The following is a 21,789-nucleotide window of genomic DNA, read 5'->3' on the forward strand; positions in this document are numbered from 1 at the left end:
TGCTCCTGCATAGGCTCGTGCGACCTCAGTGAATGATCCAACTCAACAACCACAACCCCAATACCAACCAGATAATCCCCATGATGATCGAGGCCCGCATAAAGGCGCGGATCGCCGAATACAGCATCATCAACCCGATGATCAGCGCGATGATGCTGATGATCGAGGTGTCCATGCCCAAGGTGCGCGCCAGGCCGTCGACGAAGTTGCCGCCTGCGTGGGCCAGGGTGTTGAACAGGCCGCTGAGCAGGTCGACGATGAAGCGGATCACCGAACCGAGCGCTTGGCCGAGCCATTCGAAAAAGCTTTCTACCTGCATGTGTGCATCCTGATGAGGGGGATCCGGGTTGAACTGTGTCTGATTGTAGGAGCTGTTGGCGTCGCGATGGTTCGATTATGGGGCAAATTGCCACGCGCACCGAGAGGCTTGCCTTCCCCGGTCATCCCCCCGAAGCTATGCGCATTCAGGAGAGCCCGATGAACCTTGTTGAACTGACCGAACGCCTGCACGCCATTCGTGACCGTAACGATTGGCGGCGCTTCCACAGCCCGAAGAACCTCGCCATGGCCGCCAGCGTGGAAATGGCCGAGCTGGTGGAGATTTTCCAGTGGCTGACCGAGGATCAGTCCCGCCAGTTGCCGGCAGACACCCTGGCCCATGCCGGGCAGGAAGTCGGTGACATCGTGTTGTACCTGTTGCTGTTGTGCAGCGAATTGGGCCTGGACATGGACGCCGTGGTGCGCAGCAAGCTGGCCGACAGCGAGCGGCGGTTCGGCCAATGAGCGACCGTCATTTCGACCAGTTGGCCACGCGGTTTGCCGAGAAAATCTACGGCGGGGCCAAGGGCGCGATCCGCCTGGCGGTGCTTCAGGCCGATCTGTTGGAAACCTTGTCGGATCGCCCGCTGCGGGTGCTGGATATCGGCGCGGGTCTGGGCCATATGTCGCTGTGGCTGGCCGAGCGCGGTCACCAGGTGACCCTCGCCGAGCCGGCCGAGCCCATGCTCGAAGGTGCCCGCCAACGCTTCGCCGTGGCGGGGCAGCAGGCAACGTTCATCCAGGCGCCGTGGCAGGATCTGCTTGGCCAGCTCACCGAGCCCTACGACCTGGTGCTGTGCCATGCGGTGCTCGAATGGCTGGCCGAGCCCCATGCCATCCTGCCGGTGCTGCATCAGCTCACGGCGCCGGACGGCTGGTTGTCCCTGGCGTTCTACAACCGCGATGCGCTGGTCTATCGCAACCTGCTCAAGGGGCATTTCCGCAAGTTGCGCAAAAATGACATGGCCGGCGAAAAACAGAGCCTGACACCGCAACAACCCCTTGATCCGCGCGCGTTGGCGGCGCAACTTGAAGGCCTGTGGCAGGTCGAAAACCAGAGTGGCGTGCGGGTTTTCCATGACTACATGCCCGTGGAATTCCAAGGGCGCGTGGAGCTGGCGCAGTTGTTGGAAATGGAGCTGGCCCACCGTCGCCATCCCGCGTTTGCCGGATTGGGACGTTATCTGCACTGGATCTGCCGTCCGCGCTGATCCAGCGGCACTGGAGAGCAACATGAAAGGTCGTTCAGGGGTATTGGTGCTGTGCCTGGGGCTGGCGGCCTGCCAGGGCAGCAACCCGTATGTCGCCACTTCCAACCCGCTGCCGCCGGCACCACCGGAAGCCGCCCAGGTGTTCGACCGCAGTGCGTACCCCGCGCCGCCTCGGGACTACGGGCGCTACCGCAGCTGGGCCTGGCGCAACGGGCAACTGCCGCCGGGCACTGCGTGGGCGGACTCGGCCCAGGTGGCCGAGGCAGTGAGTAACGCGCTGGACCAGCGCGGCCTGCGCCCGCTGCATGACAATCGGCCGGCCGACCTCTTCGTCAGCGCCGACCTGCGCCTGGAAACCCGCCTGCGCCAGGTACGCGATGACTACGACACCGGCTACTACGGCGGCTACAACCGCTACGGCCCCGGCTATGGCCCTGGGTACGGCATGTATCACACGGTGCCGGTGGTGCGCACGTACCAGGAGCAGGTGGTGGTCGTGCGTGTCGAGCTGTTCGACGCGCGCAATGGCCAGCCGGTCTGGAGCGCCAGCGCCGAAACCAGCCAGCGCGGCAGCCAGGGTGCACGCACGGACGCTATCCGCGAAGCGGTGGAAAAAGCCATGTCGGCGTATCCGCCCAGTTGATCCTGCAACGGAGAAAAACCATGTTGCGCCGTCTTGCCTTACTGTCTTTTGCCCTGCTGCTGGGCGCCTGTGCCTCCAACCAGGTCAATCACGACTTCGACACCAGCCGCGATTTCGCGGCGTACCGCAGTTGGAGTTGGAAAGAGCCGGCGCTGCAATACCGCCCCGATGACCCGCGCATCAAGAGCGACCTGACCGAACAACGCATCCGTCAGGCCGTTGCCGATCAACTCGACCAGCGCGGCCTGCGCCCGGTGGCGGCAGGTGGTCGGGCGGATGTGTTGGTCCAGGCTTACCTGATCGTCGAGGATCGCCAGCAGCAGGTGACCACGAACTATGGCGGTGGTTGGGGCGGCCCCTGGAACGGCTATTGGGGCGGGCCGATGTACAACGAAACCCGCAACATCAGCTACAAGGTCGGCACCGTGCAGATCGACCTGCTCGATGGCAAGGACGGCAAGCTGGTGTGGCGGGGCAGTGACGAGCAGATCCTGAGCGACTCGCCGAACCCGACGGACCGTAACACCGCGGTACGGGAGACGGTGGGGCGGATCCTGTCGACCTATCCGCCGCGATAGCCAGTTTGGCGCAGTCCATTTCTGGGAGCGGGCCTGCCTGAGGCGTTGACGTTGGATGGGCCGACGTCTTCGCGAGCAAGCTCGCTCCCACAGGGGGATGGGTGCCAGCCGCAGAATCCCGGACAGCCTCCGTCCCATGTGGGAGCGAGCTTGCTCGCGAAGGCGGCCTCGCGGTCACCTTTCAGCCCGCCGGCCGCCAGCCTCCCACCATGTGTTCCAGATCCCCTGTCCCCATCAACCGCAAGTCCCCGCTGGACCCTGCCGCACTCGCCAGCAGTGTCACTTCACTGGGCAGGCGTACGGGTTTTTTGAAGGCCACCTCGATCTCGAGGTTGGCCTCGGGCAGGTGTTGATCCAGGGCGGCCAGGGTCCTGGCTTTGTTCCACAGGCCATGGGCGATGGCAGTCGGGAAGCCGAACAGTTTGGCGCTGGCGGCGCTCAGGTGAATCGGGTTGTAGTCGCCCGACACCTTGGCGTACTGCCGGCCAATGTCGGCCGGCGCGCGCCAGTGCGCCACCTCCATCAATGCCAGGCTGTTGGCGGGCGTGTCGGCCAGCGGTGTCCCATCCAGTTCGACACCCCTGCACAGCATCTGGCTGTGGGCTTGCCACAATAGCCCCAGTTGATCCTCCAGGCGGGTGACCAGGTCGAACACCGCGCCTTTGGGGTGAGGTTGCAGGTTCTCGACATTGACGCTGGCCCGCACCTGGTTGACGCCGCCCATGGGCCGCAGCACACGGATGCGGTTGTTCAAATGGATCAAGCCCAACAACGGAAACGGAAAGTCCCGGTCGGTAAGCAACTGCATTTGCAAGGCGAACGCCAGGACGTGGGGATAGGTCGGCGGCAGCAACCCGTTCTCGGCGAAGCCGCAGACCTTGCGATAGGCTGCCAGTCGCTGCGGGTCGACCTGGAGCACCTGGCGCAGCCCTTGTTCCGGCAAGGTCTTGCCGCTGATCTTGCGCCGCGTCGCCGCTTTCACGTAGAGCGCGGTCATCGACGGTGCGCCGCTGACCTCGTGCCATTGGATCGTCATGTCATGCTCCCAGCAGGCTTTGCCCGCACACCCGCACGGCCTGCCCGGTGACAGCGCCCGTGCCGGGTTGCGCCAGCCACGCCACGGTTTCGGCGACATCCTGGGGCAGGCCGCCCTGGCCCAGGGAGCTCATGCGCCGCCCGGCTTCGCGCAGGGTGAAAGGGATCTCGGCGGTCATGCGCGTTTCAATGAAGCCCGGTGCCACGGCGTTGATACTGATGCCCCGCGCCTGCAGCGTAGGCGCCCAGGCCTGCGCCAGGCCGATCAGGCCGGCCTTGCTCGCGGCATAGTTGGTCTGCCCGCGATTGCCGGCGATGCCGCTGATGGACGCCAGCAGGATGACCCGGCCATTGTCCCGCAGGGTGCCGCTGTCGAGCAGGGCCTTGGTCAGCACCTGCGGAGCGTTGAGGTTGACGGCCAGGACCGCGTCCCAGAATTCCGGGGTCATGTTGGCGAGGGTCTTGTCGCGGGTAATGCCGGCGTTGTGCACCACGATGTCGACGCCGTCGGGCAAGTGTTCGATCAATTGCGAAGGCGCGTCTTCGGCGCAGATATCCAGGGTCAGGCTGCGCCCGCTCAGACGTGCGGCCAGGGCGTCGAGATCGGCCTTGGCCTGCGGCACGTCCAGCAGGATCACGTCGGCGCCATCGCGGGCCAGGGTTTCGGCGATGGCGGCGCCGATCCCGCGGGCAGCCCCGGTGACCAGTGCCTTGAGCCCGGTGAGCGGCCTTGTCCAATCCTGGACCTGGGTGTCGCAAGCATTGAGGCGAACGACCTGCCCGGACACGAAGGCACTCTTGGGCGACAGGAAGAAGCGCAACGCACCTTCTAGCTGTGCCTCGGCCCCGTCGCCAACGTACAGCAGTTGCAGTGTCCCGCCGTGGCGCAACTCCTTGGCCAGGGACCGGCTGAAACCCTCCAGCGCACGCTGGGCACTGGCGGCGAACGGGTCGCTGAGCCGTTCCGGGGCGCGACCGAGGATGACTACGTGGGCGCTGCGGTCGAGATTTTTCATCAAGGGCTGGAAAAATTCGCGCAGTTGCTTGAGCTGGTCGGCCTGCACCAGGTGGCTGGCGTCATACACCACCGCCTTGATTTTCGGGCCGTGGCCGGGGATCCACTCGGTGGCCAGGCTCGGTTCGCCACCGTAGACGAAAATGGCGTCGGTCAGGCGTTTGGCGAACGTGCCGACCTGCTCGGTCAACGGCCCGCCGCCCAGCAGCAACGCGCCCTCGATCGGTCGCAGCCGCCCAGCCTGCCAGCGCTCCAGGCGCACCGGCGAGGGCAGGCCGAGGGCCCCGACCAGACGCAGGCCAACAGGTGAATTGGCGAAGTCGATATAGCGGTCAGACATGGAACACACTCCGGCTGATGAGGTTCCAAGTGTGGACCATGATTGGCAATCAGTCGTTCGATCGCCGAGATAAAGCCTAAGCTTGCGCAGGGAGCGGCGTTTTTTCAGGCCATTTGCGCATTCGAACCTACACGGGGAGTTCTTCATGACACAGCTACGCCGCGTCGCGATTATCGGTGGTAACCGCATTCCGTTCGCCCGCTCCAATGGGCCCTATGCCACCGCCAGCAACCAGGCGATGCTGACCGCCGCGCTCGAGGGACTGATCGAGCGCTACAACCTGCATGGCCTGCACATTGGCGAAGTCGCCGCCGGCGCGGTGCTCAAGCATTCCCGGGACATGAACCTGACCCGCGAATGCGTGCTGGGCTCGCGGCTGTCGCCCACCACGCCGGCCTACGATGTACAGCAGGCCTGCGGCACCGGCCTGGAAACGGTGTTGCTGGTGGCCAACAAGATTGCCCTCGGACAGATCGACAGCGCCATTGCCGGCGGCGTGGACACCACCTCCGACGCTCCGATTGCGGTCAATGAGGGGCTGCGCAGGATCCTGCTGCAAGCCAATCGTGCCAAGACCACCGCCGATAAGATCAAGGCCTTCCTGCAAGTGCGGCCCCAGCACCTGCTGCCCGACCTGCCGCGCATCAACGAACCGCGCACCGGCCTGAGCATGGGCGAGCACTGCGAGTTGATGGCCCAGACCTGGCAGATCCCTCGGGAGGCGCAGGATCAGTTGGCCCTGGAAAGCCATCAGAAAATGGCCGCGTCCTACGCCGAAGGTTGGCAAAACGACTTGATGACGCCGTTTCTCGGCCTGACCCGGGACAACAACCTGCGCCCCGACCTGACCCCGGAAAAACTCGCCTCGCTCAAACCGGCTTTCGAGAAGAGCGCCAAGGGCACCCTGACAGCAGGCAATTCCACGCCGTTGACCGATGGCGCCTCGCTGGTGCTGTTGGGAAGCGAAGAATGGGCCAAGGCGCAGGGCCTGCCGATCCTGGCGTACCTGCGCGATGGCGAAACGGCTGCGGTGGATTTCGTCCATGGTGCCGAAGGGTTGTTGATGGCGCCGGTCTACGCGGTGCCGCGGTTGCTGGCGCGCAACGGCCTGACCCTGCAGGATTTCGATTACTACGAGATCCATGAAGCATTCGCCGCCCAGGTGTTGTGCACCTTGAAGGCCTGGGAAGACCCGGACTACTGCAAGAGCCGCCTGGGCCTCGACGCCCCGCTGGGCGCCATCGACCGCAGCCGCTTGAACGTGAAGGGCAGCTCATTGGCCGCCGGGCATCCGTTCGCCGCCACGGGTGGACGCATCGTCGCCAACCTCGCCAAGTTGCTGGATGCCGCCGGGCGCGGCCGCGGGCTGATCTCCATCTGCGCGGCGGCCGGCCAGGGGGTGACGGCGATCATCGAGCGCTGAGGGCCGCCTCGTTCGCCTGGACGGCCTGCGCCCGTCGGCGGCTGGCATAGCGCTCGGCGAGGATCGAGCAGACGATCAACTGCAGCGGGTGGTAGATCATGATCGGCAGCAGGATCAGGCCCAGGCCGGGGTTGTTGCCAAAGATCAACGCGGCCATCGGCACCCCGGCGGCGAGGGATTTCTTGCTGGCGCAGAACACTGCGGCAATTTCATCGGCATTGCTGAACCGCAAGGCGCGGGCGGTGCGGGTGGTCATCCACAGGATGATCGCCAGCAGGATGGCACTGCCCAATGCCGCGCTGAGCAGCAGGCCGTTGCCTTGCTGCTGCCAGATTCCGGAGACCATCGAGTTGCAGAACGCCGCGTACACCAGCAGCAGGATCACCAGTTTGTCGATGACGTTGGTGTAGCGTTTGTAGCGGCCAAAGAACCCCGCCAGCCAACGCCGCAGGACCTGCCCGAGCACCAGCGGCAGCAGCAACATCAGGCACAGGTCGAGCAGGGTCGAGCCGAGGTCGATGCCCCCGGCGCCGCGCCCAACCACCAGGCTGACCAGCAAGGGCGTCAGCACCACCCCCAGTACGCTGGACAGGCTCGCGTTGAGAATCGCCGCGGGCACGTTGCCGCCGGCGCTACCGGTCAGGGCCACCGACGAGGAAATGGTCGAGGGCAGGGCGCACAGGTACAGGAAGCCCAGCATCAGCAGCGCCGGGACGTGACTGCCCACCAGCCAGTGACTGATCAGCCAGATCAGCGGGAACACGCCAAAGGTAAAACCTTGCACCATCAGATGCAGCCGGGTGTTTTTCAGGCCGTGGCGGATCTGCTCGCCGGACAGGTTGACCCCATGCAGGAAAAACACCACGAAGATGCCGATGTTGACGACCCATTCGGCATGCATGGCGCCGCCGGTGGCACCGAACGTAGGAAAGAAATAGGCCAGCAGCGTGGCGAGGACCATGCCGCAGAGGAACCAGTCGGTCACTATCCGTTTGAGGTGTCGGAAAATATGCATAGGGCACCGCAAGTTGTAAGAAAAGACGACTTAGCCTAACGTCGTCGCAAACAGTCGTCTTGCGACATAAGGCCAATCAATGCCGACTAACGGACACCAGCAACTCGAGCGCCGCATCCCCGACCTGACTCAACTGCCGCGGCCACTCTATGCCCGTGTCGAAAGCTTGAGCGCGGGGTCCTGGACCCAGGCCCATCGGCATGACTGGGTGCAGTTTTCCTACGCCATCAGTGGTGTTCTTGGCGTGCACACGGCCGCGGGCAGTTTCTTCGCGCCACCCCAGCGGGGCATCTGGATCCCGGCTGATCTGGAGCATCAGGTGGTGACGTCCACCCGGGCGGAAATGCGCAGCCTGTATGTCCACCGCCAGGCCTGCCCCTGGGCGGACGGGCGGTGTCGGGTCTTGGAGGTCACGCCGCTGGCGCGGGAGTTGATCAAGGTGTTCTGCCAGTTCCCGGCCGATTACCCCCAGGGCGATAGCCAGGAAGAACGCCTGGTGCAGGTGTTGCTCGACCAGTTGGCGACGCTGCCGGAAGTGGGGTTTTCCCTGCCGTTGCCCCGTCATGCCCGCCTGTTGGCGCTGTGCAACGAACTGATCGAGCAGCCCGAGCAAGGCGTCACGCTGCAAGCCTGGGCGGAACGCCTGGGGACGTCGGAAAAAACCCTGATGCGTTTGTTCCAGCGGGAAACCGGCCTGAGTTTCCGTGCCTGGCGCCAGCGCATGCGCTTGCTGTCGTCCCTGGGGGCGCTGGAGAAAGGCGACAGTGTCACCAGCGCGGCATTGTCCTGTGGCTATGATTCGACCTCCGCCTTCATTGCCGCCTTCAAGGGAATGTTTGGTTTCACCCCGGGGAGTTGTTCAAGCATTGACGCCGGCGCTGGCCATGGATGCGGTTGTCAGCGCTTGTAGCAAATACCTTCGCCTCCCGTTACCGGCGCCGCGCTCGGCGTCGGCTATGATTCGGCACGTTCGATGCGATCCGGCACAGTGTGTGCATCGCAGGTTCATAGTCGGCAACCCCTCCCCGTGGAGCGAGGATTGCCGTATAACGACTGTCATTCGCGTGTTCGGTAATAAAGGACCCACAATAAAAGCTGATGAAGACTCCAAAACGCATTGAACCCCTGATCGAGGACGGTCTGGTCGACGAAGTGCTGCGCCCACTCATGAGTGGTAAAGAAGCAGCTGTTTATGTGGTGCGCTGCGGCAACGAGTTACGTTGCGCCAAAGTCTACAAGGAGGCGAACAAGCGAAGTTTTCGTCAGGCGGCCGAATACCAGGAAGGCCGCAAGGTGCGTAACAGCCGGCAGGCCAGGGCCATGGCCAAGGGCTCGAAGTTCGGGCGCAAGGAGACCGAGGACGCCTGGCAGAACGCCGAGGTGGCGGCGCTGTTCCGGCTGGCGAATGCCGGTGTGCGAGTCCCCAAGCCGTATGACTTTCTCGAAGGCGTGCTGCTGATGGAGCTGGTGGCCGATGAGTACGGCGATGCGGCGCCACGTTTGAACGATGTGGTGCTGGAGCCGGATCAGGCCCGTGAGTATCACGCGTTCCTGATTTCCCAGATCGTGCTGATGTTGTGTACCGGGCTGGTGCACGGTGACCTGTCCGAGTTCAACGTGCTGCTCACGCCGACCGGGCCTGTGATCATCGACCTGCCGCAGGCCGTGGATGCCGCGGGCAACAACCATGCTTTCAGCATGCTGGAGCGAGACGTGGGCAACATGGCGTCCTACTTCGGCCGGTTCGCCCCGGAACTCAAGCGCACCCGATACGCGAAGGAGATGTGGGCGTTGTATGAGTCCGGCACCTTGCACCCGGCCAGCGTGTTGACCGGCGAGTTCGACGAGCCTGAAGAACTGGCGGATGTGGGCGGGGTCATGCGCGAGATCGAGGCCGCCCGCCTGGATGAGCAACGCCGCCAGGCCGCCCGCACCGCCGACGATGCCCCCCCGGCAAAACCGAAGAACCGCCTCCGCCCTGGATGCAATAAGCCCGGCCCGGTGAGTGAACCCTGTGGGAGCGGGCTTGCCCTGCGAAAGCGCTGTGCCAGGCGATAGGTGAGCTGGCTGGAATGGCGCCTTCGCGGGCAAGCCCGCTCCCACAAGGAACGGTGTGCCGAGCGCAATTCTTCCGTCCCCCGAAGACCCACTGTGGGAGCGGGCTTGCCCGCGAAAGCGCTGTGCCAGGCGACAGGTGAGCTGGCTGGAATGACGCCTTCGCGGGCGAGCCCGCTCCCACAAGGAACGGTGTGCCGAGGGCAATTTTTCCATTCCCCGGGGGCGGGCACTCAGGCGGGTCGGGCGCAGCACCCCGACGCCAGTTCCTTGAGGATCGGGCAGTCCGGGCGGTGGTCGCCGTGGCAGTGGTCCACCAGGTCCTGGAGGGTGTCGCGCAGTTCGGCCAGTTCGCGAATTTTCTGGTTCAGTTCGTCGATGTGCTGCCGGGCCAGGGCCTTCACATCAGCGCTGGCCCGTTGGCGGTCCTGCCAGAGGGTCAGCAGTTTGCCGACCTCTTCCAGTGAAAACCCCAGGTCCCGCGAGCGCTTGATGAACGCCAGCGTATGCAGGTCTTCGGCGCCGTAGATCCGGTAGCCACTGTCGGTACGATGGGCCGCCTTGAGCAGGCCGATGGATTCGTAGTACCGGATCATCTTCGCGCTCAGGCCGCTCTGCCGGGCTGCTTGGCCGATGTTCATCGCTTGTCCTCCAACGGCTCGGGTCTCCAGAATTTCAACAGTAACGCATTGCTCACCACGCTGACGCTCGACAGTGCCATCGCCGCGCCGGCCAGCACCGGGTTGAGCAGGCCGAATGCCGCCAGGGGAATGCCGATCAGGTTGTAGACGAACGCCCAGAACAGGTTCTGGCGGATCTTGGCGTAGGTCTTGCGGCTGATGTCCAGCGCTGCCGGCACCAGTCGCGGGTCGCCGCGCATCAGGGTGATGCCAGCCGCGTGCATGGCCACATCGGTGCCGCCACCCATGGCAATGCCTATGTCCGCGGCGGCCAGCGCAGGGGCGTCGTTGATGCCGTCGCCGACCATTGCCACCACCGAACGGTCTTTCAATTGTTGGACGATGGCGGATTTGTCCGCCGGCAGCACCTCGGCATGCACGTTGGCGATGCCCAGCGCTTGAGCCACCACCCGGGCGCTGCCCTGGTTGTCACCGGTGAGCAGGTGACTGGCGATGTGGCGCTTAACCAGGGCCTGGACGGCAGCCAGGGCGCCGGGCTTGAGCGAGTCGCCGAAAGCGAACAGGCCCAATACCCGTGGCGTCGGGGCTTGCTCGATCAGCCAGGACAACGTGCGGCCTTCGCTTTCCCACGCTTGCGCCGACTCGGCCAGCGTGCCGGGGTCCAGGCCCAGTTCTTCCAGCAGGCGCCGGTTGCCCAATGCCAGGCGACGTCCGTCGAGGCTGCCGGCAATGCCGCGGCCGGTCAGGGACTGGCTGTCGTTGATGTCCGGCACGCTCAAGTCGCGTTCGCCGCAGGCGTCCAGCACCGCCTTGGCCAGGGGATGCTCGCTGCCGCGTTGCAACGCGCCGGCCCACTGCAGCAGTGTGTCTTCGTTACCCTCCAGGGCACTGAAGTGCACGATGCGTGGGGTGCCCGAGGTCAGGGTGCCGGTCTTGTCGAACACCACGGTGTCGACTTCGTGGGCACGCTCCAACGCTTCGGCATCCTTGATCAGGATCCCGTGGCGCGCAGCCACGCCGGTGCCGGCCATGATCGCGGTCGGCGTCGCCAGGCCCAGGGCACAGGGACAGGCGATCACCAGCACTGCCACGGCATTGATCACGGCGACTTCCAGCGGCGCACCGTACCACCACCAGCCGACCAGCGTGGCCAAGGCCAGCACCAGCACCACCGGCACGAAGACCTGGCTGACCTTGTCCACCAGTTTCTGGATCGGTGCCTTGGCGGCCTGGGCGTCCTCCACCAGGCGAATGATGCGCGCCAGGACGGTTTCGGCACCCAGTGCCTGGGTGCGCACCAACAGTCGGCCCTCGCCATTGATGGCGCCACCGGTGACCTTGTCGCCGGGCTGTTTGGGCACCGGCAGGCTCTCACCGCTGATCAGGGCTTCGTCGGCGTGACTCTGGCCTTGCAGCACTTCACCGTCCACCGGGAAGCGCTCGCCGGGCTTGACCAGCACCAGGTCATTCAAGCGCAAGGCGCTGATGGCGACGTCGCGCTCCTGGCCGTCGACCACCTGGATCGCCCGCTCCGGTCGCAAGGCTTCGAGTGCGCGGATGGCGCTGGCGGTCTGTCGCTTGGCGCGGCTTTCCAGGTACTTGCCCAGCAGTACCAGGGCTATCACCACCGCCGAGGCTTCGAAGTACAGGTGGGGCAGGCTGCCGGGGCGGGCGCTGGCCCACTCGTAAAGGCTCAAGCCGTAGCCGGCGCTGGTGCCCAGGGCGACCAGCAGGTCCATGTTGCCGGCGCCGGCGCGCACGGCCTTGAAGGCGGCGACATAAAAACGCGCCCCGAAGATGAACTGGACCGGGGTCGCCAAGGCGAACTGCACCCAGGCCGGCAACATCCAATGCACGCCAAGCGGCTGCAGCAACATCGGCAACACCAGCGGCAAGGCCAGCAGGATCGCCAGCACCAATGCCAGGCGTTCATGGTCCAGGCGTTGGCGTTGCACTTGGGCGGATGGCTCGACGGGCCTGACCTCGGCCTCATAGCCGGCACGCCTGACCGCATCGACGAGGATCTGCGGGTCAACCTGACCGTTCAATTCGAGATGGGCGCGTTCGTTGGCGAGGTTGACGCTGACGCTGTTCACGCCCGCCACCTTGCTCAAGGCCCGCTCGACCCGCCCGGCGCAACTGGCGCAGGTCATGCCGCTGATCGGCAGGTCGAAGGTGCTGGATTCGGACATCGGTCTGGCTCCCTGTAGTGAATGACTACAGGATCAACCTTGCCATGCTGGCAAGGTCAAGCGCCACCGAAATGCAGCCCTGCTCAGGTGGGCGCGATGACGGCTCAGTAACCCAACGCGGCCTGCTTGAGGTACATGCCTTGCTCGTTCATGGCGATGCGGTACTTGAGGATGTCGCCGGCCTTGAGCACGATTTCCTGGGAGCCCGGCGCGAGCATGCCCGGGTTGCACCCCGGTGCCTGGCCTGGCAGCAGTTTCAGGCGCAGGGAGAATCGGCCGGCCGGCAGGTTGAACGAGGTGCTTTGTTCCTGGAACAGTCGAGCCGAGAGCTGATCCTGGATATAGATGCCGATTTCGCAGGACGTCGCCACTTCCAGGCGCTCGCGGGAAATGATCAGCACGCCGTAGTCGTCGGCCGATGCCAGGGGCACCACCGCTGAAAAACCGAGTATGCAAAACAGGCTGAACGCTGACCAGCGCATGGCTGAACCTCCGGTGTGGAATCCTTGATGTGTGCAGCTTGGCTGAGGCCGTTGCCGATTGCCAGCCCGGCAGTTTTCCCTGGAACTTGACCTTGCCATGAGGGCAAGCTTGAAACTGCTGGCAACCTCAATCCAAGGAGTCATCCCATGCAAGTATTCAATGTCCAGGGCATGTCCTGCGGCCACTGTGTCAAAGCCATCACCCAGGCTGTGCAGGCCCGCGATCCGGCCGCCGACGTGCAGGTCGACCTGAGCGCGAAGACGGTCCAGGTCCAGAGTTCGCTGCCAGCCGCCGCAGTGGTCGAGGCCATCAAGGAGGAGGGGTACGAGGTCAGTGCCGCCTGAAGTTTTTTAATCGTTAGCGACCTATCGGAATGTTCAAGCGCGCCCGGCAGGGCTAAACTGTCGGGCTGCCGACTGACGCCTGACCTGGACGCCCGATGAACCTTCGCATCATTCTGATTCTTGGCGCCTTGAGCGCTTTCGGTCCCTTGGCGATCGACTTTTACCTGCCCGCCTTCCCGGCCATGGCGACCGCCTTCGGTACGGACGAAAAACACATTCAACTGACCTTGGCCGCCTATTTCCTTGGGTTGTCCATCGGGCAACTGGGCTATGGCCCGGTGGCGGATCGCTTCGGGCGACGCATTCCCCTGCTGGCCGGCGTCGGCTTGTTCACCCTGGCGTCCCTGGCGTGTGCCTATGCGCCGAACCTCGAATGGCTGATCGCTGCCCGTTTCGTCCAGGCCCTGGGCGGTTGCGCCGGCATGGTGATTTCCCGGGCGGTGGTGAGCGACAAATGCGACGCGGTGGGCTCGGCCAAGGTGTTCTCGCAACTGATGCTGGTGATGGGCCTGGCGCCGATCCTGGCGCCGATGCTCGGCGGCTTGCTGGTGAACCTGCATGGCTGGCAATCGATCTTCATCGCCCTGACTCTGTTCAGCGCGCTGGCGGCGACGGCCGTGGCCTTGTGGTTGCCGGAAAGCCTGCCGGACCATGTGCCTCGACAACCGCTGTCAGGGGCGCTGCGCCAATACATGCGGCTGCTGACCGACCCGATCTACTTGGGTCATGCCTTGACGGGTGGGATCGCCATCGCCGGGATGTTTGCCTACATCGCCGGCTCGCCGTTCGTTTTCATCAAGTTGTATGGGGTGCCTGCCGAACACTTCGGCTGGCTGTTCGGCACCAATGCGGCCGGCTTCATCCTGGTCGCCCAGGTCAACGCCCGGTTGTTGGCCAAGCGCGGCCCGGCGTTCCTGCTGGCCCGCGCCGTATGGGTTTACCTGTTGGCGGGGTTGAGCCTGCTGGCGGTGAGCGCGTCGCAGCCCGAGCAGTTGTGGCCCCTGCTGATCCCGCTGTTCATCTGCATCGCCAGCCTGGGGTGCATCCTACCCAATGCCTCGGCTTGCGCCATGACCGGGCAGGGCGCCCGGGCCGGCAGCGCTTCGGCTCTGTTAGGCTGCCTGCAGTTTTCCGTGGCAGCCGGGTCTGCCGCGCTGGTGGCGGCGCTGCATGACGGCACCGCCGTGCCCATGGCATTGGTGATCAGCCTTTGCGGGCTGTTGGTGGTCAGCGCAGCCATGCTGACCCGGCGCCTGCAAAATGCCCGGGCACTGGCCCAGGCCGCCGGCAAGGTCTGATTCAGCCGGCCGCGCGTTGCTGCTGTTCGGGGAAATGATGCGGCGCGTGGATTCGCGCTTGCAGGGTATTGGCGAAGGCCTGGGCTTCGGCCTCGGTGCGGAACGTCACGACGTGCTGGTCGAGGCGCACCTGCCATTGGGATTTTGCCACTTCTTTTATCAGGATCTTCATTGCTGACCTCCTCACGTAAAAGATTGCGTTGCAAAGGCCTCGAGTGTAGACCGGAATGCGATCGCAAATGTGACAACGGTCAAGTCTCGGACTGACGGCACGATGAAGGGAGGGTGGCGAGGGCATTCGCTCCCTCGCCACCCTAGGCCCGCGCGGTCAGAACCCTTCGAGTACGATCTTGCCCTTGGACTTGCCGCTCTCCAGCAACCCATGGGCGCGCCGCAGGTTCTCGGCGTTGATGGTGCCGAAATGCTCGCCGACGGTGGTCTTCAGCGTGCCGGCATCGATCAGCTCGGCGACCCGGTTGAGCAGCGAGTGTTGTTCGATCATGTCGGGCGTCTCGAACAGCGAGCGGGTGTACATGAACTCCCAATGCAGTGACAGGCTCTTGCGCTTGAGCTTGGTCACGTCCAGTGCCTTGGGATCATCGATCAGCGCCAGTTTGCCCTGGGGCGCCAGTGCGTCGACCAACTGGTCCAGGTGCTGGTCGGTCTGGGTCAGGCTGGCGACGTGGGTCACTGGTCCGTGGCCGGCCTTCTTCAATTCCTCGCTCAGCGGCTGGCTGTGGTCGATCACCAGGTCGGCGCCCAGGTCCCGTACCCACGCTTGAGTCTGTGGGCGGGACGCGGTGCCGATGACCTTCAGCCCGGTGAGTTGATGGGCCAGTTGGGTCAGGATCGAACCCACGCCACCCGCCGCGCCAACGATCAGCAGGCTCTGGCCCTGATCGTCCTGGCCTTGGGGGATGTGCAGTCGTTCGAACAGCAACTCCCAGGCGGTAATGGCGGTCAGGGGCAAGGCGGCCGCTTCGGCGAAACCGAGGGTCTTGGGCATGTGGCCGACGATGCGCTCATCCACTGCGTGCAACTCGCTGTTGCCGCCGGCCCGGGCGATCGAGCCGGCGTAGAAGACCTTGTCGCCCACCTTGAACAACGTGACCTCGCTGCCCACGGCCGTGACCACGCCGGCCACATCCCAGCCCAGCACCTTGGCCTCGCCGCCTTCGGGCTGGACGTTCTGGCGAACCTTGGTGTCCACCGGGTTGACCGAGATGGCCTTCACTTCCACCAACAGGTCCCGGGGCCCGGCGACGGGGGCCGGCAGCTCGATGTCCTGCAGCGATTGAGGGTCGGTGATGGGCAACGAATGGTAGTAGGCAATGGCTTTCATGAGCGGCTCCGTGAGGTCAGTGACAATGCAGCCATGGTTAGCTATTTATCGGCGAGATAAAACCGGCTAAAAGAACAGGCTCTTTCAATGATTTTTTGATAATGGAGCCGTCATGCTTCGATTCGATGACTTGCAGCTGTTTGTCCGTGCAGCGGACTTGGGCAGCCTTTCTGCGGCGGCCCGGGTCATGGACCTGTCGGCGGCCGTGGCCAGCGCCGCGTTGAAGCGAATCGAGCAGCACCTGGGCGCGCGGTTGCTGGCCCGTTCCACCCGCAGCCTGCGCCTGACTGCCGAAGGGGAAGGTTTTCTCGAATACGCCCGCGCGGCCTTGAGCAGCCTCGACGAAGGACGACGGCTGTTGACCAGCGGCCAGGATCAGGTCAGCGGAGTGTTGCAGTTGTCCGCGCCCTCGGACCTGGGCCGCAACCTGCTGCTGCCGTGGCTGGATGCCTTCCAGCGTGAGCACCCGGGGCTGACAGTGCGGCTGTTGTTGGGCGATCGCATTGCCGACCTGTTCAAGCAACCGGTGGACATCGCGCTGCGCTATGGCGAGCCGGAGGATTCGAGCCTGGTGGCGCTGCCCGTCGCACCGGAAAACCGTCGGGTGCTCTGCGCTTCCCCAGACTACCTGGCGCGCGCGGGGGAACCCCAGCACCTGGAGCAACTGGCCCAGCACAACTGCCTGCTGTACATGCTTGGCACCCGCGTCCATGACCACTGGTGCTTTCATGACGGCAAGCGGGACGTGAGCCTCACGGTCAGCGGCGACCGCTTCAGCGATGACGCCGATGTGGTGCGGCGCTGGGCCGTGGCGGGTGCCGGGATCGCCTATAAGTCGTGGCTGGATGTTTCCACCGACGTGCTGTCCGGGCGCCTGAAAATCCTTCTGCCGCACCTGCAATGCGAACGGGCCCCGCTCAATCTGCTGTGTGCCCACCGGGCGCAGTTGAGCAAACCCATCAACCTTTTGCGAGAGATGCTCCAGGCCCGCTGCGGCCGGGTGACGGCACAATTCCCACACGCGTCAGGGGCGAACCAATAGTCGCGGGCAAATAGAGACATTTCCCGCATGCTCAATCGCCTCCAAAGGTTTCCGGAGGGCAGGAAACCTCGATCGCCACGCTTATACTAGCGGCCGCCCGAGCCGGCGCCGTATCGCGCCGCTTGCAGCGGTCCCATTGCTGGTCGATAGGCGCCAGAGCAGTAGACGAATGATTCAACAGGGAGTGAATACATGGAACATGCACCTTGCATCAGCCACATCGCCACGCTGCTGGCCGACCCCAAGCGCAGCGCAATGATGTGGGCCTTGATGGACGGCACGGCCCGGCAGGCCGAAGAATTGGCCTTGCTCGCCGGACTGTCGCCGTCCTCGGCCAGTGCTCATCTGGGGCGCCTGTGCGCCGGTGGCCTGCTGAACGTCGAGGTTCGCGGTCGCAAACGATTCTTTCGCCTGGCTGCGCCCGAGATCGGTGCGGCCGTCGAAGCCCTGGCCAGCGCGACCCTGGTCAGTACGCCACGGCAGATCCCGGAGGTCTTCAAGCGTGGCGTCAAGCTGACCCAGGCGCCGTCGGCGCCCGTCTCGCTGATGCGCGCCCGGCTGTGTGACGATCACCTGGGCGGCACCCTGGCGGCCGACCTCTATCAGCGCCTGCTGGACGATGGTTGGGTCGAGCAGTGCGACCAGCGGGTGACGGTCACCCTCAAGGGCGCCAATCAACTGGCCGGCCGCGGCCTGTTCATCCAGGCGCTGGCCCATCGTAACGCCCACATCGCCTGCGCCTGCCCCGATTGGAGCGAGCGTCGCCCGCACCTGGGGGGCGCATTGGGGGCGGCCTTGCTGCAACTGTTCATGCAATCGGGCTGGCTGAGCCTGCCCAACGATTCGCGCGCGTTGCACGTGACTGCGCTCGGCCAGCAGGAGATCCACCGGTTCGCCAGGCAGGAAAGCCTGGAAATGGCGCTCTAGGAGCGCCGCCGGCAAGTCGCTCAGGGCTGCTGGCAGGTCGCATCCAGCCGTCGCTTCGCGCAGGGTTCGCGCACACTCGGTCCGGGGAATCATCGGATTGGGGAGGCAGCATGGACATTCAAGGTTACAGCGCGGCGGAACGCCTGGAGCGGTTACCCATCAGTGGTTATCACCGGGTGATCTTCATCATCATTGCCCTGGCGTTTTTCTTCGACTCCATGGACCTGGCGATGATGACGTTCCTGCTCGGCTCGATCAAAACCGAGTTCGGCCTGAGCACGGCCCAGGCCGGCCTGCTCGCCAGTTCGAGTTTCTTCGGCATGGTGCTGGGGGCGTCGTTGTCGGGGATGCTGGCCGACCGGTTCGGGCGCAAGCCGGTGTTCCAGTGGAGCATCGTGTTGTGGGGTGTCGCCAGTTACCTGTGCTCCACGGCCCAGGACATCGAGACGCTGACGCTGTTTCGCGTGCTGTTGGGCATTGGCATGGGCATGGAGTTTCCGATTGCCCAGTCGATGCTTTCCGAGCTGATCCCGGCCCAGCGCCGGGGGCGCTACATCGCCTTGATGGATGGTTTCTGGCCGCTGGGCTTCGTGGCGGCGGGTGTGCTGTCGTACTTCCTGTTGCCGGTGATCGGCTGGCGCGACATCTTCCTGGTGCTGGCGATACCGGCGGTGTTTGTCCTGGCGATCCGCTTCTTCATACCCGAATCTCCGCGCTGGCTGGAGCAGGCCGGTCGGGGTGCTGAAGCGGACGCAGTCCTGCGGCGGATCGAAGACAAGGTCCGGGCCTCGCTGGGGCGCGCGGACCTGCCGGCGCCCATCCGACTGCCCAGGCAGGTGAGCGTGCCGGGCGGTTTTTTCTCGGCCCTGGCACAGATCTGGTCGCCGCAGTATCGCCAACGCACGATGATGATCTGGAGCGTCTGGTTCTTTGCCCTGCTTGGTTTCTATGGCCTGACGTCCTGGCTCAGCGCGCTGTTGCAGCAGTCGGGATTCGCAGTGACCCAGTCGGTGTATTACACCGTGCTGATTTCCCTGGGCGGGATTCCCGGTTTTCTCGTCGCGGCATGGCTGGTGGAGCGTTGGGGACGCAAGCCCGTGTGCGTTATCACATTGCTGGGCGGCGGGGCGATGGCGTTTCTCTATGGCCAGAGCGCGGTGTTTGGCGGCAACGTCGGGCTGCTGATCGGGACGGGGCTGCTGATGCAGTTTTTCCTGTTCGGCATGTGGGCGGTGCTCTACACCTACACCCCGGAGCTATACCCCACCTCGGCACGGGCCACGGGCTCGGGCTTTGCCTCGGCGATCGGTCGTATCGGTTCGTTGCTGGGGCCGTTGGTGACCGGCCTGGTATTCCCCATCACCGGCCAGGGCGGCGTCTTCGCCCTGGGCGCCTTGTGTTTCGCCGTGGCGGCCGCAGTGGTCTGGCTGTTCGGAATGGAAACCCGAGGCAAGACATTGGAGGAGTTGAGCGAGGGTTCAGCAGGCTAAATACCGTCCTCCTGTGGGAGCGGGCTTGCCCGCGAATGCGGTATGTCAGCGACATATGTGTTTGCTGACACCGCGCATTCGCGAGCAAGCCCGCTCCCACAGGAGGCGAGGCGTCAGGCTTAAGGTTTGATCAACCGCGCGTCCAGGCTGTTCTGCGCCAGGCGAGTGGCCTGGTCCTGGGTCATGCCCAGGTGGGTGTGCAGCGCGTGGAAGTTCTCGGTGACGTAGCCACCGAAGTACGCCGGGTCGTCGGAGTTCACCGTCACCTTCACACCACGCTCGAGCATGTCGAGGATGTTGTGCTGCGACATGTCGTCGAACACGCACAACTTGGTGTTGGACAATGGGCATACCGTCAGCGGGATCTGCTCGTCGATGATCCGTTGCATCAGCCGCTCATCCTCGATGGCCCGCACACCATGGTCGATGCGCTGGATCTTCAACAGGTCCAGGGCTTCCCAGATGTACTCGGGTGGGCCTTCTTCACCGGCATGGGCGACGGTCAGGAAGCCTTCGTGGCGAGCCCGGTCGAAGACCTGCTGGAACTTGCTCGGCGGATGGCCCATTTCCGAACTGTCCAGGCCCACGGCGACGAAGGCGTCGCGAAACGGCAGCGCCTGGTCGAGGGTTTTTTGCGCTTGTTCTTCACTGAGGTGGCGCAGGAAGCTCAGGATCAGGCCGCTGGTTATCCCCAGTTGCTGCTCACCGTCCTTGAGGGCGGCGGCGATGCCGTTGAGTACCACTTCGAACGGGACGCCGCGGTCGGTGTGGGTCTGCGGATCGAAGAACGGTTCGGTGTGGATCACGTTCTGCGCCTTGCAACGCAGCAGGTAGGCCCACGTCAGGTCGTAGAAGTCCTGGGACGTGCGCAGCACATCGGCGCCCTGGTAATACAGGTCGAGAAACTCCTGCAGATTGTTGAAGGCATAGGCCTTGCGCAGGGCGTCCACGTCGCTCCAGGGCAGGGCGATCTTGTTGCGTTCGGCCAGGGCGAACAGCAGCTCGGGCTCCAGCGAGCCTTCCAGGTGCAGGTGCAGTTCAGCCTTGGGCAAGGCATTGAGCCAGTCGTACATGGTTTTTTCTCATCAGCGAATCAATGGCGGCATTCTACAGGGGCCGGGCGCAATGTCGGCTAAAACCTGACCGGGTGATCCACTGTGCGGCAATATTCGCCGCCGTCACACCCCAAGGAAACGTTCATCGCCCCCGACAGTCTAGTAGCTCATGACCCCGTGCACGATGAAAGGCCAGCGATGCTCACGTTGATCAAGCAAGAAAAACTCCTGCTGCTGGCGTTGCTTGCCGCGTTCGTGGCTTATCCGCTGGAGCACTGGCTGTTGGGCAGCGGACAGATGGTGGCATTGATCGGCGCGTTGGCGCTGATTGGCTTCATCGTCGCCGCGTCCATGCGCGTGGCCCATCACGCCGAGCTGTTGGCGGAAAAGGTCGGTGACCCCTACGGCACGATGATCCTGACGTTATCGGCGGTGCTGGTGGAAGTGGTGATCCTGGCGATCATGATGAGCAACCAGGCTTCGCCGACGCTGGTGCGGGACACGATCTACTCGGCGGTGATGCTCGACATCAACGGTATCCTCGGGCTCGCGGCACTGATGGGCGGGATCAAGCATGGCGAGCAGGTCTACAACGACGACTCGGCGCGCACCTACAGCGTGATGATCCTCACCGCCATGGGCGTGTCGATGGTGGTGCCGGAGTTCATCCCCGGGAAAGCTGGAAGACTTATTCGGCCTTTACCATTGGCGCGATGCTGGTGTTGTACACCTTGTTCCTGCGCATGCAGGTCGGCCCCCACAGTTACTTCTTCAGCTACAGCTACCCGGAAAAACGCCGCCGGAAAGAGCCGGTGGAAGATGAACCGAAACCCGTCAGCCTGGCGTTCTCCATCGCGGCGCTGGTGTTTGGTGTGGTGGTGATCGGCGCGCTGGCGGAAGTCATGTCCAAGGCCATCGACCTGGGGTTGGAAGGGACCGGAGCGCCGCCGGTGGTCACGGCCATCCTGGTGGCCGCCATCTCCGCCGCACCGGAAATTCTCACTGCCCTGCGCGCGGCGCTCGCCAATCGCATGCAGTCGGTGGTGAACATCGCCCTGGGGGCTTCGCTGTCCACGGTGATTCTCACGGTGCCGGTGATGGAGGCCATGGCCCTCTACACCGGCCAGCCCTTCCAGATGGCAATGACTCCGGTGCAGACGGTGATGATCTTCATCACCCTGATCGTCAGCGCGATCAACCTCAACGATGGCGAAACCAATGCCATCGAAGGCATGACCCACTTCGTGCTGTTCGCGACGTTTGTGATGTTGTCGTTGCTCGGTCTGTAAATCGTGCGCGGCGCCAGAGATGGGCGGGCTTGCTCGCGAAAGCGTCGGTGCCG

The 21,789-nt window shown here is 64.3% G+C and carries 21 protein-coding genes and 2 pseudogenes; 13 read left to right on the top strand and 10 right to left on the bottom strand.

Annotation, left to right across the window (positions count from 1 at the left end; translation table 11 throughout):
• Positions 1 to 25: 25 nt before the first annotated feature.
• The gene (locus KI241_RS03145) at positions 26 to 319 is read right to left on the bottom strand and encodes a hypothetical protein (protein ID WP_042732630.1); all 294 of its coding nucleotides are present in this window, start codon (positions 317 to 319) and stop codon (positions 26 to 28) included.
• A 158-nt stretch (positions 320 to 477) separates the two neighbouring features.
• Between KI241_RS03145 and KI241_RS03150 the strand changes: the two genes are divergently transcribed.
• The 4 genes from KI241_RS03150 to KI241_RS03165 are packed head-to-tail and all read left to right on the top strand — an operon-like array spanning position 478 to position 2,750.
• Entirely contained in the window at positions 478 to 783 is a 306-nt protein-coding gene (locus KI241_RS03150; RefSeq protein ID WP_053147918.1) for a MazG-like family protein, read from the top strand.
• Positions 780 to 1,529, top strand: a complete 750-nt coding sequence (locus KI241_RS03155; protein WP_123579476.1) for a methyltransferase domain-containing protein — start codon at positions 780 to 782, stop codon at positions 1,527 to 1,529. Before KI241_RS03150 ends, KI241_RS03155 begins: the two co-directional genes overlap by 4 nt.
• Before the next feature lie 22 nt (positions 1,530 to 1,551).
• Positions 1,552 to 2,172 carry a DUF4136 domain-containing protein gene (locus tag KI241_RS03160; RefSeq protein WP_047736008.1) on the top strand — a complete coding sequence of 207 codons (621 nt, stop codon included), beginning with the start codon at positions 1,552 to 1,554 and terminating at the stop codon, positions 2,170 to 2,172.
• Positions 2,173 to 2,192: 20 nt separating this feature from the next.
• Entirely contained in the window at positions 2,193 to 2,750 is a 558-nt protein-coding gene (locus KI241_RS03165; RefSeq protein WP_053147914.1) for a DUF4136 domain-containing protein, read from the top strand.
• A gap of 181 nt (positions 2,751 to 2,931) precedes the next feature.
• Here the strand turns inward: KI241_RS03165 and KI241_RS03170 are convergent, their stop codons facing one another.
• Positions 2,932 to 3,786 carry a MaoC/PaaZ C-terminal domain-containing protein gene (locus KI241_RS03170; protein ID WP_123579477.1) on the bottom strand — a complete coding sequence of 285 codons (855 nt, stop codon included), beginning with the start codon at positions 3,784 to 3,786 and terminating at the stop codon, positions 2,932 to 2,934.
• A gap of 1 nt (position 3,787) precedes the next feature.
• Positions 3,788 to 5,140 carry a 3-oxoacyl-ACP reductase gene (locus KI241_RS03175; RefSeq protein ID WP_212803354.1) on the bottom strand — a complete coding sequence of 451 codons (1,353 nt, stop codon included), beginning with the start codon at positions 5,138 to 5,140 and terminating at the stop codon, positions 3,788 to 3,790.
• A gap of 145 nt (positions 5,141 to 5,285) precedes the next feature.
• Here KI241_RS03175 and KI241_RS03180 point away from each other — a divergent pair, with 145 nt between their 5' ends.
• Positions 5,286 to 6,563, top strand: a complete 1,278-nt coding sequence (locus KI241_RS03180; RefSeq protein ID WP_212803355.1) for an acetyl-CoA C-acetyltransferase — start codon at positions 5,286 to 5,288, stop codon at positions 6,561 to 6,563.
• Here KI241_RS03180 and KI241_RS03185 read toward each other — a convergent pair.
• Positions 6,550 to 7,578, bottom strand: coding sequence for a bile acid:sodium symporter family protein (locus tag KI241_RS03185; protein WP_212803356.1), 1,029 nt, complete (start codon positions 7,576 to 7,578; stop codon positions 6,550 to 6,552). The two genes, KI241_RS03180 and KI241_RS03185, sit on opposite strands and share 14 nt — an antisense overlap.
• A 79-nt stretch (positions 7,579 to 7,657) precedes the next feature.
• Here KI241_RS03185 and KI241_RS03190 point away from each other — a divergent pair, with 79 nt between their 5' ends.
• Together KI241_RS03190 and KI241_RS03195 are read left to right on the top strand one after the other, a co-directional pair.
• Complete coding sequence (locus tag KI241_RS03190) at positions 7,658 to 8,488, top strand: helix-turn-helix transcriptional regulator (RefSeq protein ID WP_212803357.1); 831 nt, start codon at positions 7,658 to 7,660, stop codon at positions 8,486 to 8,488.
• Positions 8,489 to 8,676: 188 nt separating this feature from the next.
• Positions 8,677 to 9,569: pseudogene (locus KI241_RS03195) on the top strand (PA4780 family RIO1-like protein kinase).
• A gap of 297 nt (positions 9,570 to 9,866) precedes the next feature.
• Here the strand turns inward: KI241_RS03195 and cueR are convergent.
• The 3 genes from cueR to KI241_RS03210 form a co-directional block, all read right to left on the bottom strand.
• Positions 9,867 to 10,274 carry a Cu(I)-responsive transcriptional regulator gene (cueR, locus tag KI241_RS03200; RefSeq protein WP_042730142.1) on the bottom strand — a complete coding sequence of 136 codons (408 nt, stop codon included), beginning with the start codon at positions 10,272 to 10,274 and terminating at the stop codon, positions 9,867 to 9,869.
• Complete coding sequence (locus KI241_RS03205) at positions 10,271 to 12,466, bottom strand: heavy metal translocating P-type ATPase (protein ID WP_212803358.1); 2,196 nt, start codon at positions 12,464 to 12,466, stop codon at positions 10,271 to 10,273. Before KI241_RS03205 ends, cueR begins: the two co-directional genes overlap by 4 nt.
• 104 nt (positions 12,467 to 12,570) lie before the next feature.
• Complete coding sequence (locus tag KI241_RS03210) at positions 12,571 to 12,948, bottom strand: hypothetical protein (RefSeq protein ID WP_042730140.1); 378 nt, start codon at positions 12,946 to 12,948, stop codon at positions 12,571 to 12,573.
• Positions 12,949 to 13,095: 147 nt separating this feature from the next.
• On the opposite strand from KI241_RS03210, the gene KI241_RS03215 reads away from it, so the two are divergent.
• Positions 13,096 to 13,293, top strand: a complete 198-nt coding sequence (locus KI241_RS03215) for a cation transporter (RefSeq protein WP_042730139.1) — start codon at positions 13,096 to 13,098, stop codon at positions 13,291 to 13,293.
• A 95-nt stretch (positions 13,294 to 13,388) separates the two neighbouring features.
• Positions 13,389 to 14,591: a multidrug effflux MFS transporter gene (locus KI241_RS03220; RefSeq protein ID WP_212803359.1), complete on the top strand. Its 1,203-nt coding sequence runs from the start codon at positions 13,389 to 13,391 to the stop codon at positions 14,589 to 14,591.
• A 1-nt stretch (position 14,592) separates the two neighbouring features.
• On the opposite strand, the gene KI241_RS03225 is transcribed toward KI241_RS03220, so the two are convergent.
• Both KI241_RS03225 and KI241_RS03230 read right to left on the bottom strand, forming a co-directional pair.
• On the bottom strand, positions 14,593 to 14,763 hold the full coding sequence (locus KI241_RS03225) for a hypothetical protein (protein WP_172679735.1): 171 nt from the start codon (positions 14,761 to 14,763) through the stop codon (positions 14,593 to 14,595).
• A 156-nt stretch (positions 14,764 to 14,919) separates the two neighbouring features.
• A complete protein-coding gene (locus KI241_RS03230; RefSeq protein ID WP_042730137.1) occupies positions 14,920 to 15,933 on the bottom strand; it encodes a zinc-binding alcohol dehydrogenase family protein in 1,014 nt (337 codons plus the stop codon).
• A gap of 112 nt (positions 15,934 to 16,045) precedes the next feature.
• Here KI241_RS03230 and KI241_RS03235 point away from each other — a divergent pair, with 112 nt between their 5' ends.
• From KI241_RS03235 to KI241_RS03245, 3 genes are all read left to right on the top strand, one after another.
• Positions 16,046 to 16,975: a LysR family transcriptional regulator gene (locus KI241_RS03235; RefSeq protein WP_042730136.1), complete on the top strand. Its 930-nt coding sequence runs from the start codon at positions 16,046 to 16,048 to the stop codon at positions 16,973 to 16,975.
• Between the two features lie 192 nt (positions 16,976 to 17,167).
• On the top strand, positions 17,168 to 17,902 hold the full coding sequence (locus KI241_RS03240) for a helix-turn-helix transcriptional regulator (protein WP_042730135.1): 735 nt from the start codon (positions 17,168 to 17,170) through the stop codon (positions 17,900 to 17,902).
• A 110-nt stretch (positions 17,903 to 18,012) separates the two neighbouring features.
• Positions 18,013 to 19,392, top strand: coding sequence for an MFS transporter (locus tag KI241_RS03245; protein ID WP_123579478.1), 1,380 nt, complete (start codon positions 18,013 to 18,015; stop codon positions 19,390 to 19,392).
• 119 nt (positions 19,393 to 19,511) lie between these two features.
• Here KI241_RS03245 and KI241_RS03250 read toward each other — a convergent pair whose 3' ends face one another.
• A complete protein-coding gene (locus KI241_RS03250) occupies positions 19,512 to 20,465 on the bottom strand; it encodes an adenosine deaminase (protein ID WP_123579479.1) in 954 nt (317 codons plus the stop codon).
• Between the two features lie 180 nt (positions 20,466 to 20,645).
• On the opposite strand from KI241_RS03250, the pseudogene KI241_RS03255 reads away from it, so the two are divergent.
• Positions 20,646 to 21,736 (top strand): annotated as a pseudogene (locus KI241_RS03255) (calcium:proton antiporter).
• Positions 21,737 to 21,789: the final 53 nt, after the last annotated feature.

Source organism: Pseudomonas sp. Cab53 (assembly GCF_018325965.1).
In the GTDB taxonomy this organism is placed as follows: domain Bacteria; phylum Pseudomonadota; class Gammaproteobacteria; order Pseudomonadales; family Pseudomonadaceae; genus Aquipseudomonas; species Aquipseudomonas chlororaphis_E.